Below are 17654 nucleotides of genomic sequence, written 5' to 3' on the forward strand. Positions count from 1 at the left end.
TTATCAATTGATATTAGTCTAATTTGATACCTGTCCGTATTGTCATTTATGACATAATTATGGTCAAATAAGACACAAACAGAGTATCTAACCAGTTAAAATCAACTAAATAATGGCTATTTTGGTAAGTACAGCAAAGGAAACGAGTGACTTATGCCCTATTTCAAACCTTTTAAAATGATTATTCTTGGCTTCGATGGTGTGCTCGGTAGTGTGCTCTCTGGCGCATTGGACTTGTTTTCATTCACGGGGGTCAGTTGGCAGCGCTTTTCAAATGAGTCTGTAGAGCCACGATTTAATGTACAGATTGCAAGCTTAGGTGGTGGTGATATTAGGTGCAGTAATCGATTAATCATGCAAGCCCACTGCGATATTCAAGACGTGACAGAGTGTGATTTATTGCTCGTACCCACCATTGGCGATTCTATTGATAAGGTGTTGAAGCAAAACAGTGAGCTACTACCGCACCTAGTACGGCTTGCGAATACCAAGGCCGATATAGCAAGCAACTGTAGCGGTGCATTTTTTTTGGCAAAGGCAGGATTGTTAGATCATAAGATAGCCACCACACACTGGGGCTATGCCAATAAGTTTAAGGCAGACTTTCCACTCGTGGACTTACAAGAGAATCAGTTTGTGACCCATTCAAGAAGCTTGTCAACAAACCAGTCAGGCAATATATTTTGTGCAGCTGGTGGCAGCGCCTTTTATGATTTGGGGCTATTATTGATTGAGCGCTACTGCGGACGTGAGATTTCTACGCAGGTAGCAAAAACCCAAATCATCGATAGCAAAAGAGGCAGTCAAAATAGCTATACCAATGTAACCTTGCACAAGCCGCATTCCGACCATTTAATTAAACAAGTTCAAGAATATATCGAAGAAAACTTTCAGCATTCTTTGCAGGTCAGCAGTTTAGCCGCTATGGTAAATATCACCCCGCGCACTTTAAACAGGCGCTTCCAGTCCTGCGTGGCAATGCGACCGATTGAGTATATTCAGGCCGTCAGAATTGAACAAGCCAAACGCTTACTTGAATTAGGCGATGTATCGATAAAGTCGCTTGCCGATCAAGTAGGTTATGATGATATCTCTTCATTCACGCGCTTGTTCAAACGCGCGACAGAGCTAACGCCTAAAGAATATCAAGATAAATTTTCACGGTTGGCTATTTAAAAAGGACAGTGCTTAACGTTTAAGCAGTCTGCCACAAGCCTTCTACTTGGATAGCATCAGCCTTGATGGTTGGATAATCGGTAAATGCCAACTGATAGCCGCCATTTACATTAGGACTCAGCTGGCAAGTCGCTCCCAGCGGAAAGCTGTATTTTTTGCCGATATGACCAAAAGGCATACCACTATATACCGGCAATCCTGTTAATTCATGCAACTGACGAATGACTGTGGCGACATCATAACGTTTGTCATAGCTGTCCTCGCCCGTACCAGACAATGCCCCAAATACAATCGCTTGCTGACCTTTGAACACACCTGCGAGATATAAGTCATATAACATGCGCTCAATACGATACGCCTGCTCGCCGACATCTTCTAAAAACACAATGCCGCCATCGATACGCGGTAAATACTCACTACCTACCAGCGCCGATACGACACTTAGGTTGCCACCCCAAATCGTACCAGTTAATGGTTTTGGCTCACCTTTTGTTAGTATGGCAGGTAGCTGCTGACTGGTTAATGAAGCATCTTGTATGCTGATAGTTAGATTGGGATTGGTTAACACTTCAACAAACTGCTGACAGCTGACTTTATCGGGCGCGGTTTTACCAAACTCGCTATAGAGCATTGGCGCGGCAAGTGAGCTCATTGACCCTTTTGACAATAGCGCACACTGAATAGCCGTCACATCACTAAAGCCTGCGAGTATCGTGCCGCGCTCCTTCATAATCCGTCCTAGTGTCGACCAGTCCACCATAGGCAATATGCGCATGGCACCGTAACCGCCGCGCACACCTAGCAGTAACTTGGGCGCGGCTATTGCCCCAGTGGCAAGGTTTTGAAAATCGCTAGCACGCTGTGAGTCCGTTCCTGCAAAGCGTAAGTACTGACGATTGGTAATAGCAGGATTCTCTACTTTAAACCCAGCACAAGCCACGCGATCCAATGCCAACTGATTACGCTCGTCACTACCACCCACATTGGAGCTAGCAAAAAGTCGCGTCTCAATCGTGGGCGTGATACAACCTGCCTGCGTCAGTGGTTCCTGTGACGTTTGTGCTAATGAGCGATTATCCAATAACGAAGTTGGTAGATCATCCTTGGTCAGCTGCGTACTATGACCAGACTCGATAGGACTGGCTGCAAGCGCTTGAGAAATACCTTGGCTCGCTAGTACTGCTGTGCCTGCACTCACACCGATTCGACGTAGAAACTGCCGACGGTTTAGCCCAGATGCTGTTTCAGGTGCATGACTATTGTTATCATCTTTCCATGCCTGAGTTTTAATCACCATATCTTACTGCTACCTTATCGCTTTTATTTTTATGACTTGTGTTTTTAGACCTTGTGTCAGCATATTGTAGACGCTTTTCTGACACTGATGGTTGCCTAATCTTTACCGATATTTACTTTTTCGCTACTGAGACACACAATATAGATCGACTAGATTTGTTACTGTAAATACAAATTCATCGCAAAAAACAAAAGGTAATAATTATGTTTAATAAAAAAACCGATAAAAACAAGTCACTTGACTCTAATTTAGAATACTTGCTGGGCAAAGAAGATAAGCTGAAAGAAAAGTTAGAAGACAGCGGCTATCTTGAGCCGTTTAGTGATGATTTAATGTTATTTATGAGTCTTGTCAAAGACTATTACAAAGGTGACTACCGTAAGATTCCTTTTAAGACAATCTCAGCTGGCGTTATTGGTGCGCTCTATGTGCTAAATCCAATTGACCTCATTCCTGACTCTATTCCGTTTATAGGCCATATCGATGATGCGCTAGTACTTAAATTTTGTTTAAAGCAGGCCAGAAAAGATCTGCAAAAATATAAAGAATGGAAGCAAGAACAATCAGCTACTAAGGATAAGTTAGAAGCTAAGAGCGACACGGATAAGACTGATAACGATAAAACTAGTAGTGATAAGAAAGATAGCGACGAGACTGGTACTAATCTGAAGAAAGCCTCATAAATATTAGTACTTTCAGCTATTAAAAAAAGTGATTCATAATCACGGTATTAAAAAAGCCACGACCGCGAATTAATATTTCGGTCGTGGCTTTTGTTATTTTTAACTCATTCAATACTATATTTTAATCAGGCACTTCATAATTAGCTTTTTCTGGATTAAGACCAAACGAGTAGACGAATGTCGCAACGAGGCTATTGACAATAATGAAAGGTAAGTCAATCGCAGCATGACCAAGCGCATAGCGACCAAGCAGCCACGAGACAATCAACATGATAATAAAAAATGCACCCAGATATGCCAAAATTGTAGGGTGTTTCAAATTATAAGGCTGCTCAGGCGTCGGTTGTTTGTCTAATACATACGTCCTTACCGCCCAACCAGCTGCATAAGAGAATCCGCCTAGTACCACGTAACTGAAAAAATTCATATTGCTTAACTCTAATGGTATGACTATTTATAACAAAATACTATCTATGAAAATATCATCGACCAACAATGATATTTATCTAAAGACTATTATCAACGCTTATTTAAATACTATCATCAACATTATCGATAACAAGATTGGCATGTGGATTGGCCAAAATATCATTATTCATCTCATCACACTCCACACGGTAGATCGTATTCGCACCTCGGTAGATATACGACAAGTACTCACTGTCTAAGAGCGGATCAATATTTGCGTAAGCTGGTTTGACATGAGCCAGTACAAGCACTCGATCAGGACGACCAATAACCGCATCGACATTGTCTGGATCGATAGAGAAGAACTGCGGTATGTCGCTATTTTCAATCACTTCTAACGGCTCTGGAGTATCCCAGACGCGCTTAGCAGTGACGGGTTCTTTCATCTGCATTACCCAAGTGTCATTTTGCTGGCTGACTTTTATCTGAGCAGGCTCATCTTGACTCACCGTATAACAACCCTCAAAGACAGACAGGTCGGACGCGACTTCGGTATCTGCTTGAGGGCTAGTATCATTACAAGCGCTCAGAAAAATCGCGCTGCTGGTAATCACACTGAGCATCAAATAGGTCAGTCTCTTATTAAATAAATTCGAGCGTAAGGACATAATGGGGTTATCCTGCAATCATGCATTAAAAACTTTAATTAAGTGTACTATTGTCAAAAAACCATCAAATAGCAGATACGAAAAATGCGCTTGGGCATCTTTGTAGCAAAGACAGCTCTGTCATTAAAAAATCAGTGGCTTTCAGCGAGCTTCGCTATTTTAACAGAAAACCAAGACGTTACTATTATGTTATAAGTTACCGTAAGGGTTTTCTGACTTTGTGCGTCACGACTGCCCATATTTATGATAGATTTGCTATACTCACAACGTCATCATCATCGTTCGAATAACGTAAACGAGATGCTCTAGTACTACCCTATGCTTACCACTTATCAGGTCAATACTCTTTTATGTCAGACAACCGTAATTCAATGCCAAACACTCATAAAGACAACGCGATTGATCCATTGGCTGCTAAAACCAATACCACTGTGGCCTATACTGATGGTGCTTGCAAAGGCAATCCTGGCGCTGGCGGCTGGGGCGCACATCTTATATTTAGTGATGGCAGCACGCAAGATTTGTACGGTGGCGACAAAGAAACCACCAATAACCGTATGGAGCTAATGGGCGCGATACAAGCCCTGACCCATAGCCCGAATGAGCATACTCTTGAGATTTGGACTGACTCCAGTTATGTCCAAAAAGGCATCACTGAATGGATCGAGGGTTGGAAGAAAAAGGGCTGGAAAACTGCCAGTAAAAAGCCAGTCGCTAATCAAGACCTATGGCAACAATTGGATAAGCTCTGCCAACAGCGTGATGTCAGCTGGCATTGGGTCAAGGGTCACGCTGGACATGCTGGTAATGAAAAAGCAGACGAGCTGGCAAACTTAGGTGTCACATCCAACAGCGGGCATTCAGCTATAGTCAGTGAAGCAGATACGACTAAAAAAAAAGACCAAATAGTGACTGACATTAATACTGATACTGATACCTTGCAAAACACGTCTAGCGCTGATTGGCTAAGTTTTGACCCATTGGGTCTAGATATGATGGACGATGAGTTTTATGAAGAGCTCTTAGAAACTGAACCGCTAATAGAAGATAGTCAGAGTACTGCTGACAACCTTCAAACAAATGAAGACATTGCTGTAGAATCTAACAGCCATCAAGACAATACATACAACCCGACGAGTACCAAAGCTATGCCAGATATTCAAACGCACCTAGATGATACCGTCGACAATGATATGTTGCCAAGTGTAGAATCTGACGCCCCTAAGTTCGATGGGGATACTAGCCGTGCCAACCCACATTTTAAGCCGCTACTACCAAAGCCGATACACCGCCATGAAGCAGATCGTCAGCTTATCATGGATACAGAAACCACAGGGCTTGATGCACTAAAAGGCGACCGTATTATCGAGGTCGGTATTGTGGAGCTGGTTGGACGTAAGTTTACTGGTGAAAAGCTGCACGTTTATATCAATCCGCAGCGTGGTATGGATGATGAAGTCATTCGTATTCATGGTATCTCTGAAGCATTTTTGACTGACAAGCCGACCTTTGACCAAGTGGCTCAGTCTTTGTATGACTTTATGGACGGCGCTGAGATTATCGCTCACAACGCTACTTTTGATATGAACTTCTTAAATATGGAGTTTGCAAAAGTTGGTCTGAATGACTTTGCTAATCGAGTGCAAGTAACCGATTCACTGGCGATGGCCAAGCAACAATACCCTGGGCAAAAAAACACGCTAGATGCCCTCGTGCGTCGCCTAGATGTTGGTAAGCAAGACCGTACTTTTCACGGGGCATTACTTGACTCAGAGATTTTAGCCGAAGTTTATCTGGCGATGACTGGTGGACAGGTCACGCTAGCCATTGAAGAGGATACAGATACCGATGGCGGACAAACCGCTCATGCAAGTTTCGCCAATTTAGCGAATTTATTGCTGGCATCAAAGGCGGATGAAACTGCGGACCAAAGCTGGTATGCCGCTTTGGCAGAAGATTATCCTGCCCTAAAAGCTAGCATGTAATTGTTGTTCGAATTTTTATTGAACCGACATTTGTATAATTTAGTCTTGATTATTATGATAGAAAGCGTTAAAACATCACTAACCAATATTTTCTAAATCAAATTTACAATATTGCTATCCTCATCAGTACATTATGGAAAAATACTTATGGACCAGTCTGCGCAAATGAAGTTAACCGCCCCAACACTTAGTGTTACTGATTTTAACCTACCATCACTTCATTTATTGCATGATGAGGTTATAGCAACGCTTAAAGATACCGAGATTCATTTGAGTGAGTTCAACGATGATAGTAGTCAGGCTCCTTTGTTGTCAGACTCTATCGAAGTGCTAAAGCAGCTGTCTTGTATTTTCAAACTAATTTCTTTGGTCGGTGCAGAGGCTCTGAATAATGCCATTGTTGGTGGTTTACAGAGACTGTATGACAATGGTGATAATAACGATACTGATTTGATCATGGATCTATCAGAAGCCATCATGACCTTGGATCGTTATGTCGAGTTTGTCCTCTTGACTGAATCGGTAGAGCCTACTCTACTCATACCTGTAATCAACAAGCTTAATGCGCATAGTCAAGAAGCTCCTATTACGGCAGACTATTTTTCTGCATTTGGTAGCAGTAGTGTCATCATCGCCAACCCTGAACAAAACTTTGAATCTCTAAGCACGCTTAATCTAGACACAGAGCTGCTGACCAACGCGTATCGTAGTGGCCTTGCGGTTGCATTACTCAATCAAGATGGCAACATTGACTCCGCGAATCAACAAAAACTTGATGCTATGAGTGCAGCCTGTGCATTAATCGCTGCAAATACTGATAGCTTATTTTGGCAAGCGGCGACTGCTGCCGTGACTGATATCGCAGCAGTATTACCATTAAACCTAAGTCAAAAGCACACACTTATCTATTTAGAGCAGCAATTTCAAAGCTATTTACCAGTAATGGATACCCGCTTTGCAGATTTAGTAAGCTTTGCCTGTCAACGTGATAACGAGCAAGCTCAGCAATTACGTGAACAGTATGCAAATAACCATTTAGAAGGTGCTCAGCTAGAACAAATGAAGCGCTTTTTATTCGGTCCTAACCGCGAACTTACCGATACGTTAAACACAATTATTCAAAATCAGATCAACAATATTAAAGAACACGTCGATAGCTATGCACGTGGCGATTCAATCAATCCTATTGATATGCAGACAGCACAGATTATTAAAGAGCTGACCGAACTGAGTTCGGCATTACGTTTGTTAGGTCTGTCCAACGCAGCCAATAGTCTTAGCGAAGCAGCAGAAGCTGTTGGTCATTGGCAAGCGCCTTCTCCTGAAGACTTCGATCATTTGTTATTAGCGTTAATGCACGCAGAGAACGCCACCATTGCTATGGCAGAGATGCATACACCAGGGGCAATCTATCTACCACTGAATAATCCGCATATCTCATTGCATCAGCTTAATACCGCCAATGATACCTTGATACAAGAAAGCCGAACTGCTATTGCTAGTGCCGAGCAAGCCATCAATGATTATTTGGCGGAGCCTGAGCGCGACATGCTCAATATCCAAAATATTCCTGGGATGATGCGTCAAGTAGCAGGCGCAGTACGTTTCTTACAGTTGGCCACACCTGCCAGCATGCTGAGTCAGCTAGCCAACTACATTGAAAAGCGTATCGAAGGCGGACGACGTATCGAAGACAGTACATTAGCCTGCATCGCTGATGTTATCATGGCGGTCGATCATCACTTAGATGGTTTTGAGAATAATCGCCCTGTTAGCAAGCAAGCACTTGATGTGGGGCAGCAAAGCTTAAGCCACCTACTTGCTGCTTAACTTTTCTCATTGTTATGTCATGATCATCACCTCTTAACCATGGCATCTCATTTACGTATAGATAGTTCAAGATAATGTATGTACAAGTCAGGCATGTGAAAGCACTACAGTCATTAAGTGAACTAGCCTGGTCATTCGGCTGAACCAGCCTGACAATATATATGGATATCTGGGTATCCGGTTACATAGAATTATTGATATTTTACTCTAAGACAGTCTGTGTCTACGTCGATGCGGACTTACTTTATAATGTTTGGAATTTTATATGGCCCATGCTTTTGTATTAAGTGATGACAGTATCTTATGCCGTCAAATGCCAGATGGTTGGTGGCCTTTGCAAGTTCAGCTATCGCCCGATAGTAATGACTTAAGCGAGCAAGCTTATCAGGTTGGTCACGTAACGCTGCACGAGAGCCTAGCACCAAATCATTGGTTATCAGACGATAGCACTGGCAACGATGCAGATGATATGGTTGACGCCAATATGGCTCATAGCTTTACCGCTCAAGCGACGAGCGCCATGACTTATGACTATGCGGTTGCTCATAACGTGACGCTACCAATTATCGCTGAAAGTAGTGGTAACACTTTTGTTCCTTATCGAAAACTGATGACTCATTTGCCAGTCGCCTTGTCAGATCAGATTAGCCAAGCAATACAACTATTAAGCTGGCAAACAGATACGCAGTTTTGTAGTCGCTGTGCTAGCCCTACTGTACATGCTGACCAAGGCGAACGTGCCATGGTTTGTCCAGTATGTCGGTTGCGCCAGTATCCCCGCGTACAACCATGCGTCATTACTGCTATTACTCGGCCAAATCCAGTGACGGATGAGATGCAAATCTTATTGGCTCACCATCATCGTCATGGACAGCAAAACCTACCGCCAATGTATGGTTTGATCGCAGGGTTTGTAGAAGTTGGAGAGAGTCTGGAGCATGCCGTAGTACGTGAAGTCGCAGAAGAGGTCAATATCAGCGTATCAGATATCCGCTACGTGAGTAGTCAGCCATGGCCATTTCCCTCTAACTTAATGCTTGGCTTTCGTGCTTCGTATGCCAGTGGCGATATTATCTTGCAAGAAGATGAGCTAGCACATGCTGACTTCTTTGATCTCTCAAACCTGCCCAGAATTCCGCCAAAGGGTAGTATCGCTCGCGATTTGATTGACCAAGTGGCTAAAGAACAAAATGTAGATTTATAATCAGTCCTTATCTATAAACACCACTTTACGCTATAGTATTGTATTTTCAATCTCATCTCTTTAAAATCGCTGCTCCTGTGATAAGCGTTTTACTTTAAATCTTATTTTTTAATAAGTAACACGCTAACATGAGTAGTAAAACGCTGAAAGAGCAAATGCTCTTATAGATACTGTTTTACAAAGACCGCTTTCTCAACACTTTATCTCTATTTATACTAATACCTATTCTAACGACTGGTATTAAGGTCCTTAATTAAATGCAAAGTAGCACCAATATACGCTTAGTCAATCTACCTATCTTATTCGATGCATTACACATTGATACCTTGCCAGCTGATATACAGGCAAAAATTGCACGTGTGGATGCTTGTTTGCCACAGACGCAATGTGGACTATGTGAGCATCCAGATGGTTGCCTACCATATGCCGCTGCGATTGTATTAGATGGCGAGCCGTATAACAAATGTGTGCCTGGTGGTCAGCCTGTCACCAATGCGATTGCTCAGACTCTCGATATAGACACTCCTAACACTACGCTGACGGCAGTGCCTTCACAGTGGCCAATAGATGCCACTTCTGAACGTCCGACCGAGGTTCGTGCGGTTATCCGTGAAGATGACTGTATCGGCTGCACCAAATGCATCCCTGCTTGCCCAGTCGATGCTATCGTTGGCACTGGCAAGCATATGCATACGATTTTTACAGATTTGTGTACTGGTTGCGAGCTATGTATCGCGCCCTGCCCTGTTGATTGCATCGACTTAGTTACGATTGAGCGAGAAATATCTGAACCTGAGCGAATAGCAGAGCAAGAGGATTTAAGACAACGCTATCACACTCATTTGAAACGTGTCACAGAACAGCTTGCCGATACAAGCAATAGTAGACCTGTCGTTAGTATGGTAGAGGCTAAGCTCAATAACGCAGCAAGTCAGTCTCTAAATATCAGTGAGTCGCAAGCGAAAAACACCATTGCAGCTGCCAAGCTCCGTACCAAAATCAAAAAACTGGAAAAGCAATTGAGTGTGCATGCAAATGATAAGAAACAAGCAGAGCTCGAATCCTTACAAGCAGAGCTTGAGTCATTGCAAGTATCGCTATAACGGTAATAGCTGATTACGCAACTAATGCGTTAATAAATTGATACTTTAATCATTAACATGAATGCTAGCGCTAGCATATAATTTGGCACCATCATTCATCAAAATAATAGTCAAAATGCCATGAGTAAAACGGTCAAACATAAAACAGCTGACACGCCGCCCTCTAGACGAATGCCCAATCGTGACGTGCGTCCCTTCTTTGAAAAACTGGCAGCGACTATTGATGAGCCTGTCACCGAACTTAATTATGACAGTAATTTTGAGTTACTTATCGCGGTAATTCTGTCCGCACAAGCGACTGATGTCAGTGTCAATATTGCTACCAAGCAATTGTACCTAGTAGCTAACACACCTGAGGCAATACTGGCACTAGGCGAAGACGGTCTCAAATCCTATATCAAAAACATTGGTCTATATAATGCCAAAGCAAAAAACGTCATCAAAACCTGCCATGATTTGATTGAGAAATTTGATAGCACCGTTCCTGATAACCGCAAAGATTTAGAGTCACTGGCAGGTGTCGGTCGAAAAACTGCCAATGTAGTGTTGAATACGGCCTTTGGCCAGCCGACCATGGCCGTTGACACGCATATCTTTCGGGTGGGCAATCGTACTGGGCTTGCCACTGGCAAAACCGTGCTTATCGTCGAAAAAAAGCTGGTCGAGCGAATTCCAGAAGACTTCATCGTAGACGCCCATCATTATCTTATCTTACACGGCCGCTATACCTGTCAGGCTCGTACACCCAAATGCGGCGCTTGCCCTGTCTATGAAGAATGTATGTTCAAAGATAAAGCTGCATTTTTAGAGTTGTAACGTATTGTTTATTTCAAGCAGACGCTATTGCTAGCTAGCGACCTAGCTAGATAAACCGCTATCCAGTAACCACCTTTGATTGCAATGAATTGCTTGTTGAGCATTTCTTATAGTAGAGCAAGTGTTGCTCACTAGAGTTTTATAACGTTTCAAGGTAGAATAACCCTATTTTGCGTTAAGAGATTTTGGCCATTACCCTGCTTCTGATAAGGCAATCTGCACATTAGCGTTGTCTATTAGGGCAAGTACTGACCCAACTCGTTATCGCCAAGACCATATCAGAGCGAGGCAGTATCATTTTATATATTGATTGAATGATAGTCCGATCACCCTTTGGTCATATTTATTAGTAAAGATTTTAGTCAAAACCGATTTTAAATTAAGAAATACCGATTATCTGCCGCGTAAATGCGTGGTCAAAATTAATTAGAGCAGCACCCAGATGTGCTGCTTTTCCTACCCTTATTGATTCAATTAAGCGATCTCATTATGCGTGAATACAACTTATTTACCTCAGAATCTGTGAGCGAAGGCCATCCTGACAAAATGGCTGACCAAATATCAGACGCTATCCTTGACGCTATCTTACGTGAAGATTTGCACGCACGTGTGGCATGCGAAACCTTAGTAAAAACAGGCGCAGTCATACTTGCAGGTGAAATCACCACAACCGCAAATATCGATTTAGAGCGTCTGGTTCGTGACACCGTAAATGGCATCGGCTATCACCATTCAGACCTAGGCTTTGATGGCGAGACTTGTGCAGTCATCAACATGCTAGGCAAGCAATCTCCTGAAATCGCACAAGGTGTCGATCGTAGCGATCCTGAAGAGCAAGGTGCAGGCGACCAAGGCTTGATGTTTGGTTATGCCAGTAATGAGACCGAAGTACTGATGCCAGCGCCTATCGAGTATGCCCATCGTTTGATGGAGCGTCAGTCGGAGCTGCGCCGTGCAGGCGAGCTGCCATGGTTGCGTCCAGACGCTAAAGCGCAGGTAACCTTGAAGTATGACGGCAATCGTCCTGTTGCCATCGATGCTGTTGTATTATCAACACAGCATGATCCAAGCATCTCGCAGTCAGACCTACAAGAAGCCGTGATGGAATCTATCATCAAGCAAGTGCTCCCAGCTGACTTATTACACGCTGGCACACGCTATCATATAAATCCAACTGGTAAATTTGTGATTGGTGGTCCTGTCGGTGATGCTGGTTTGACTGGTCGTAAAATTATTGTTGATACTTACGGCGGCATGGCACGTCATGGTGGCGGTGCGTTCAGTGGTAAAGATCCTTCAAAAGTAGATCGCAGTGCTGCTTACGCGGTACGTTATGTTGCCAAAAACATCGTAGCAGCAGGTCTTGCTGAGCGCTGTGAAGTACAGGTCAGCTACGCGATTGGTGTCGCTGAGCCTACCTCTATCTCTGTTAATACCTTTGGTACTAGCAAAATCAGCAACGATGAAATTATCCGCTTGATTCGTACTCATTTTGACCTACGTCCTTACGGTATTACCCGTATGTTGAACTTACTACAGCCAATGTATCAGCAGACTGCTACCTTTGGACACTTTGGTCGTCCAGGTTCAGAGACTGCCTTTACGTGGGAAAAAACAGACAAAGCTGATATCTTAAAAGCAGACGCTGGTTTATAAGAGTCACTACTTTAAAACGTTTACCAACCATTTTTATATACTAAAAACTACTGACACTTATTATTAGGAGTTGCTTATGTCTCAAGACAATATTCAAGACCAAAACGCTGATGCTAACATCGAAATCACCCCTGAAATGCAGGCATTTTATCAACGTGCTGACGCTATCATCGGTATCGCAAACAGTCAGCTAGGCCCTGAAGCGCATTCAGGTCAAGTAGGTGCTTCTTTATTGTATGCTGCAGCACGTTATAGCGCGTCAGTTGCCTCTATCGGCTTCGTCAAAGGCGATGATTTCGCCAAAGAAAAAGACGATATCGTTGAGTTTTATGTCAAACAGTATCGCCAAATGCTAAGCGATAATTTAACTGATTATGCTCAAAACTTTGACAAGTATGTGCAGCTAAATCAAGACGACAAACCAGCTGAATAAGCAAATCTCGTCAGTCTAGATGTCTTTGATTTAGACATACTGTTGTACAGTCAGTATTTGATAGCAGAAAATAAACCCCCAAGCTTAACTGAGCTTGGGGGTTTTTGTATGGTGTTTAAGTAGATAGCTACTGACAAATAAGCTACCATAAATACTTAAACGTTTAGCCTCAATAGGTAAATCAATCAACGATAACAGGACACTATCGAATATTATTAATAAGGACATTTCTTATGAAACAAACTTTATCTACTCGTCGATTTTCCACAATTAATCAATTTTCGTTCAAACCATCATCACTTATATTGATATTAGTTCTAGCCTTAACTGGCTGTAGCTCTATGTCTGATGTAGGCACGTCTGGTCAAACGCCTACCCCATCCAGTCCTGATATCAGTCAGCAATTTGAAGGTGCTCTTACTCAATGCCCGCCTGCTAACCCTGCCAACAATATCTGTACGGCACAATATGAACCAGTCTGTGTAAAGACGAAAGTTGGATCAGTGATCAGCTACCGAACGGCTAGTAATGCCTGCTCAGCCTGTAATATTCCTGAAGCTATCGGTTATACAAAAGGCGAATGTAGCTAATCTATAAAGTGGTTGTATCGAGATCTGCTGTACTGAAAGCTGCTGTATTGAAAGGTTTTTTATTAAAAATATTGAAAATTTATAAAAATACCCAGCCTATGACAAGCTGGGTATTTTTGTAGCCAGAAAATAAACTCTAAAGCTTAAGCATCTTTCTCAAGTGCTGGTGGGCCTTTTAGTAACTCTTCATCACGGAATTCATTAGCTGAGTTATGCTCTGCTGACTCTTCTGTGGTGAACCATTGCTGATTACGATAGAGTATCAAACGATCTCGACTGAGACCACGCAATAGAGAGTACATCATCACGACGATCACAATAGCAAAAGGAAAGCCTGAGACAATCGATGCCGCTTGTAATGCACTCAAGCCGCCTGCTGCCAATAATACAGCGGCGATAACGCCTTCAGAACCTGCCCAAAATAAGCGCTGAATCTTTGGCGGATTGGTATCACCACCTGATGTCAGCATATCGATGACAAAACTGGCTGAATCTGATGAGGTAACAAACCATAATACAATCATCACCACGATGAGTAAGTTGACCGCACCTGTTAATGGATAAGACTCCATCAATTTAAAGATAGCGCTACCCGTATCGGCTTTGACTGCTTCGATCAGACCTGGGCTAACTATGTTAGGGTCTGCTGCTGCTACCAACTCCATATTTACCGCAGAACCACCAAAAGCGGTAAACCACAAGAAAAGTATCGTGATAGGAATTAATAGCACCCCTAATATAAACTCACGGATGGTACGACCTCGCGAAATACGTGCAACGAATACCCCAACGAATGGTGACCAACTAATCCACCATGCCCAGTAGAAAATCGTCCAAGAGGCTTGCCAGTTTTCTTCGCCTCTATAAGACTCTGTCCATAGACCTAACGGCACTATTTGATGCAAATAGTTGCCGATGTTTTCTACGAAGCTGTTAAAGATAAACTGCGTAGGCCCAAAGATAATCACAAAACTTAGCAATATCACAGTGAACAATATATTGGTATCACTTAGACGCTTGATGCCTTTATCCAATCCCATAAACAGAGATAACCCTGCTAGCATGGTGATAAGGCCAATCAAAATAATCTGCACCGTAATATTATTGGGTATACCAAATAACGTCTCAAGGCCTGAGTTAATCTGCAAGACGCCAAGACCTAACGTGGTCACTACCCCAAACATCGTACCAAATACGGCGAGCGTATCTACCGTATGTCCCCAACCACCGTAGATCTTTTTACCCAATATTGGATAAAGTGTCGAACGGATAGCCAGTGGTAAACCTACTCGATAATGAAAATAAGCAAGCGATAGCGCAACCATGCCATATAGCGCCCATACATGTAGACCATAATGTAGGAACGAGATATTCATCGCTTGTTTGGCAGCGGCAACTGTCTCCGCCTCGCCTAATGGTGGTGCCATGAAATGATACAGCGGCTCAGCGGTGCCCCAATAAAGCAGCCCGATACCGATACCTGCTGAAAACAGCATACCAATCCAAGAAACCATATTGTACTCTGGCCTCTCATTCTGATGACCGAGTCTGATATCGCCGTAGCGGCTAAATATCATATAAATACTCATGACCAATGTTAAATTGACCACGACAATAAAGAACCAGCCAAAGCGTAAAGAGACAAATGCTTTTGCTTGGTTAAATACTACTTCTGCTTGTTCGTTGAATAAAGCGCCAAAAATAATGAACGCCAGTATCAAGATTGCTGAAGTCAAAAATACAGGTTTACTTACCCGCGGAAAAGGGCCTAATCGGCCAACTTTTACATGATCCATAGGTATATCCCCAAAAAAGTGCGTAACCATACCAAGGTATGAACGAATTATCAAATATAACACCTTGTAAATACTACCGAATGTATAGAAATGGTAGTAACATTTCGGTAATAAGTTTCAACAATACGAATCTGTCCTGAATAAATTTAAGTATCTTCACCCAACAAAGAAGCCCCAATTTGAAAATAAATTGGGGCTTCTTCTGTTAAAAGCTTAAGTATCTGTCTTACTTTTACCTACTTTTTAGTCACCTTTTACAATCTTAGGTGGCCCTTTTAGCAGATGCTCATCAGCAAATTCGTCTGCCGAGTTGTGATCTGCTGATTCTTCGGTAATATAATGCTGCTGCGCTCTATATAATATCAATCGATCGCGACTCAAACCACGCAGTAGCGCATACATCATGGCAAATATAACCAAAGCAAATGGCAATCCTGCTACGATAGCGGCTGCTTGTAACGCGCTCAATCCACCAGCAGCTAACAAAACAGCAGCAATGACGCCTTCAGTGCTTGCCCAAAATAAACGTTGAATCTTTGGCGGATTGGTATCACCACCTGCGGTCAGCATATCAATGACAAAACTTGCTGAATCTGATGAGGTCACAAACCACAATACAATCATAATCACAATCATAAATGTGATGGGTTGCGCCAACGGATAGTACTCAACCAATTTAAAAATGGCACTACCAAAATCTGTTTGTACCGCCTCGACCAGTCCAGGACTAACCAACGCCGGATCAATAGCAGCGAGCAGCTCCATATGAATAGCAACGCCGCCGAAAGTTGAAAACCAAAAGAACAATATGGTCATTGGGATAAGTAATACCCCAAGTACAAACTCTCTAATCGTACGACCACGGCTGATACGAGCAATAAACACGCCGACAAATGGCGCCCAACTTACCCACCATGCCCAATAAAATATCGTCCATGCTGACTGCCAGTTTGCTTCACCTTCATAAGACTCTCCCCACAGACCTAATGGCACAACCACTGAAAGATAGTTGCCGATATTTTCTAGGAAGCTATCAAAGATAAACAGCGTCGGCCCTAAGACGACCATAAAACCAAGCAGAATAGCCGTTAGACCGATGTTCACATCGCTTAGACGCTTGATACCCTTATCCAAGCCCATCATGACAGAACAGGCGGCTAAAGCAGTAACAAAAGCAATCAGAGCGATTTGTATTGTGAGATTATTAGGAATACCAAATAATTTCTCAAGCCCTGAGTTAATTTGCATAACGCCAAGACCGAGTGACGTCACCACACCAAACATCGTACCGAATACGGCTAAGATATCAACGGCATGACCCCACGAGCCATATATTTTTTTACCCAATATAGGATAAAGGGTTGAGCGAATCGATAGTGGTAAGCCACGGCGGAAATGGAAATAGGCCAAAGATAACGCTACAATTGCGTACAATGCCCAAGCATGTAAGCCCCAGTGTAAAAAGGTAATATTCATCGCCTGCTTGGCGGCTTCTATCGTTTCCTTTTCACCGAGTGGCGGTGCCATAAAGTGATATAAGGGCTCTGCTGTACCCCAGTAGACAAGTCCAATACCGATACCAGCAGAGAACAACATACCAATCCACGAGAATAGACTGTACTGTGGTGTTTCAGTTTGAGCACCAAGGCGAATATCGCCATAACGGCTCATAGATAAATAAACACAAAGTCCTAAGGCCACATTAACGAGAATAATGAAAAACCAACCAAATTTATCGGTAATAAAGCCTTGTAAGAAACTGAACAATGTACCGGCAGATTCAGTAAAAAAAACGCCAAGAACAATAAATATAATAATAAGTAATGCTGAAGTTAAAAAAACAGGTTTACTTACCCGCGGGAAAGGGCCTAACCTGCCAACTTTTACATGATCCATAGGTATATCCCCAAAAAAGAACGTAACCATACCAAGGTATGAACGAATCACTAAATATAACACCATGTAAATACTGCCGAATGTATAGAAATCGTAGTAACATTGCAGCAATA

General features: G+C 42.8%; 15 protein-coding genes. 10 read left to right on the plus strand and 5 right to left on the minus strand.

The window, feature by feature from the left end:
• Nucleotides 1–153: 153 nt before the first annotated feature.
• On the plus strand, nt 154–1176 hold the full coding sequence (locus SJY28_RS12100; RefSeq protein ID WP_379544636.1) for a GlxA family transcriptional regulator: 1023 nt from the start codon (nt 154–156) through the stop codon (nt 1174–1176).
• 19 nt (nt 1177–1195) lie between these two features.
• Here the strand turns inward: SJY28_RS12100 and SJY28_RS12105 are convergent, their stop codons facing one another.
• Entirely contained in the window at nt 1196–2473 is a 1278-nt protein-coding gene (locus SJY28_RS12105; protein ID WP_379544637.1) for an LD-carboxypeptidase, read from the minus strand.
• 203 nt (nt 2474–2676) lie between these two features.
• Between SJY28_RS12105 and SJY28_RS12110 the strand changes: the two genes are divergently transcribed.
• The gene (locus SJY28_RS12110) at nt 2677–3156 is read left to right on the plus strand and encodes a YkvA family protein (protein ID WP_379544638.1); all 480 of its coding nucleotides are present in this window, start codon (nt 2677–2679) and stop codon (nt 3154–3156) included.
• Between the two features lie 121 nt (nt 3157–3277).
• Here SJY28_RS12110 and SJY28_RS12115 read toward each other — a convergent pair whose 3' ends face one another.
• Both SJY28_RS12115 and SJY28_RS12120 read right to left on the minus strand, forming a co-directional pair.
• Nucleotides 3278–3583: a hypothetical protein gene (locus tag SJY28_RS12115; RefSeq protein WP_379544639.1), complete on the minus strand. Its 306-nt coding sequence runs from the start codon at nt 3581–3583 to the stop codon at nt 3278–3280.
• Between the two features lie 103 nt (nt 3584–3686).
• The gene (locus SJY28_RS12120) at nt 3687–4232 is read right to left on the minus strand and encodes a hypothetical protein (protein ID WP_379544640.1); all 546 of its coding nucleotides are present in this window, start codon (nt 4230–4232) and stop codon (nt 3687–3689) included.
• 350 nt (nt 4233–4582) lie between these two features.
• Between SJY28_RS12120 and dnaQ the strand changes: the two genes are divergently transcribed.
• From dnaQ to SJY28_RS12160, 8 genes are all read left to right on the plus strand, one after another.
• Nucleotides 4583–6217, plus strand: coding sequence for a DNA polymerase III subunit epsilon (gene dnaQ / locus SJY28_RS12125; RefSeq protein ID WP_379544641.1), 1635 nt, complete (start codon nt 4583–4585; stop codon nt 6215–6217).
• 147 nt (nt 6218–6364) lie between these two features.
• Entirely contained in the window at nt 6365–8047 is a 1683-nt protein-coding gene (locus SJY28_RS12130) for a hypothetical protein (protein ID WP_379544642.1), read from the plus strand.
• 265 nt (nt 8048–8312) lie between these two features.
• Nucleotides 8313–9251: an NAD(+) diphosphatase gene (gene nudC / locus SJY28_RS12135; RefSeq protein ID WP_379544643.1), complete on the plus strand. Its 939-nt coding sequence runs from the start codon at nt 8313–8315 to the stop codon at nt 9249–9251.
• Nucleotides 9252–9508: 257 nt separating this feature from the next.
• On the plus strand, nt 9509–10354 hold the full coding sequence (locus tag SJY28_RS12140) for an RnfABCDGE type electron transport complex subunit B (protein WP_379544644.1): 846 nt from the start codon (nt 9509–9511) through the stop codon (nt 10352–10354).
• Between the two features lie 120 nt (nt 10355–10474).
• Entirely contained in the window at nt 10475–11170 is a 696-nt protein-coding gene (nth, locus tag SJY28_RS12145; protein WP_379544645.1) for an endonuclease III, read from the plus strand.
• 489 nt (nt 11171–11659) lie between these two features.
• The gene (gene metK, locus SJY28_RS12150) at nt 11660–12826 is read left to right on the plus strand and encodes a methionine adenosyltransferase (protein ID WP_057760687.1); all 1167 of its coding nucleotides are present in this window, start codon (nt 11660–11662) and stop codon (nt 12824–12826) included.
• Nucleotides 12827–12902: 76 nt separating this feature from the next.
• The gene (locus SJY28_RS12155; RefSeq protein ID WP_102078350.1) at nt 12903–13259 is read left to right on the plus strand and encodes a DUF3144 domain-containing protein; all 357 of its coding nucleotides are present in this window, start codon (nt 12903–12905) and stop codon (nt 13257–13259) included.
• 233 nt (nt 13260–13492) lie between these two features.
• Nucleotides 13493–13849 (plus strand): hypothetical protein, encoded by a 357-nt coding sequence (locus SJY28_RS12160; RefSeq protein WP_379544646.1) that lies wholly within the window; start codon nt 13493–13495, stop codon nt 13847–13849.
• Nucleotides 13850–13992: 143 nt separating this feature from the next.
• Here the strand turns inward: SJY28_RS12160 and SJY28_RS12165 are convergent, their stop codons facing one another.
• Both SJY28_RS12165 and SJY28_RS12170 read right to left on the minus strand, forming a co-directional pair.
• Nucleotides 13993–15645: a BCCT family transporter gene (locus SJY28_RS12165; RefSeq protein WP_057760694.1), complete on the minus strand. Its 1653-nt coding sequence runs from the start codon at nt 15643–15645 to the stop codon at nt 13993–13995.
• Nucleotides 15646–15888: 243 nt separating this feature from the next.
• Nucleotides 15889–17541, minus strand: a complete 1653-nt coding sequence (locus tag SJY28_RS12170) for a BCCT family transporter (protein WP_379544647.1) — start codon at nt 17539–17541, stop codon at nt 15889–15891.
• Nucleotides 17542–17654: the final 113 nt, after the last annotated feature.

The organism is Psychrobacter sp. R86515 (assembly GCF_042466315.1).
Classification (GTDB): Bacteria; Pseudomonadota; Gammaproteobacteria; order Pseudomonadales; family Moraxellaceae; genus Psychrobacter.

Bases quoted from the DNA above. Each gene is read 5' to 3' on its own strand.
- SJY28_RS12100 (WP_379544636.1), top strand. From the start codon at position 154: ATGCCCTATTTCAAACCTTTTAAAATGATTATTCTTGGCTTCGATGGT.
- SJY28_RS12105 (WP_379544637.1), bottom strand. From the start codon at position 2,473: ATGGTGATTAAAACTCAGGCATGGAAAGATGATAACAATAGTCATGCA.
- SJY28_RS12110 (WP_379544638.1), top strand. From the start codon at position 2,677: ATGTTTAATAAAAAAACCGATAAAAACAAGTCACTTGACTCTAATTTA.
- SJY28_RS12115 (WP_379544639.1), bottom strand. From the start codon at position 3,583: ATGAATTTTTTCAGTTACGTGGTACTAGGCGGATTCTCTTATGCAGCT.
- SJY28_RS12120 (WP_379544640.1), bottom strand. From the start codon at position 4,232: ATGTCCTTACGCTCGAATTTATTTAATAAGAGACTGACCTATTTGATG.
- dnaQ (WP_379544641.1), top strand. From the start codon at position 4,583: ATGTCAGACAACCGTAATTCAATGCCAAACACTCATAAAGACAACGCG.
- SJY28_RS12130 (WP_379544642.1), top strand. From the start codon at position 6,365: ATGGACCAGTCTGCGCAAATGAAGTTAACCGCCCCAACACTTAGTGTT.
- nudC (WP_379544643.1), top strand. From the start codon at position 8,313: ATGGCCCATGCTTTTGTATTAAGTGATGACAGTATCTTATGCCGTCAA.
- SJY28_RS12140 (WP_379544644.1), top strand. From the start codon at position 9,509: ATGCAAAGTAGCACCAATATACGCTTAGTCAATCTACCTATCTTATTC.
- nth (WP_379544645.1), top strand. From the start codon at position 10,475: ATGAGTAAAACGGTCAAACATAAAACAGCTGACACGCCGCCCTCTAGA.
- metK (WP_057760687.1), top strand. From the start codon at position 11,660: ATGCGTGAATACAACTTATTTACCTCAGAATCTGTGAGCGAAGGCCAT.
- SJY28_RS12155 (WP_102078350.1), top strand. From the start codon at position 12,903: ATGTCTCAAGACAATATTCAAGACCAAAACGCTGATGCTAACATCGAA.
- SJY28_RS12160 (WP_379544646.1), top strand. From the start codon at position 13,493: ATGAAACAAACTTTATCTACTCGTCGATTTTCCACAATTAATCAATTT.
- SJY28_RS12165 (WP_057760694.1), bottom strand. From the start codon at position 15,645: ATGGATCATGTAAAAGTTGGCCGATTAGGCCCTTTTCCGCGGGTAAGT.
- SJY28_RS12170 (WP_379544647.1), bottom strand. From the start codon at position 17,541: ATGGATCATGTAAAAGTTGGCAGGTTAGGCCCTTTCCCGCGGGTAAGT.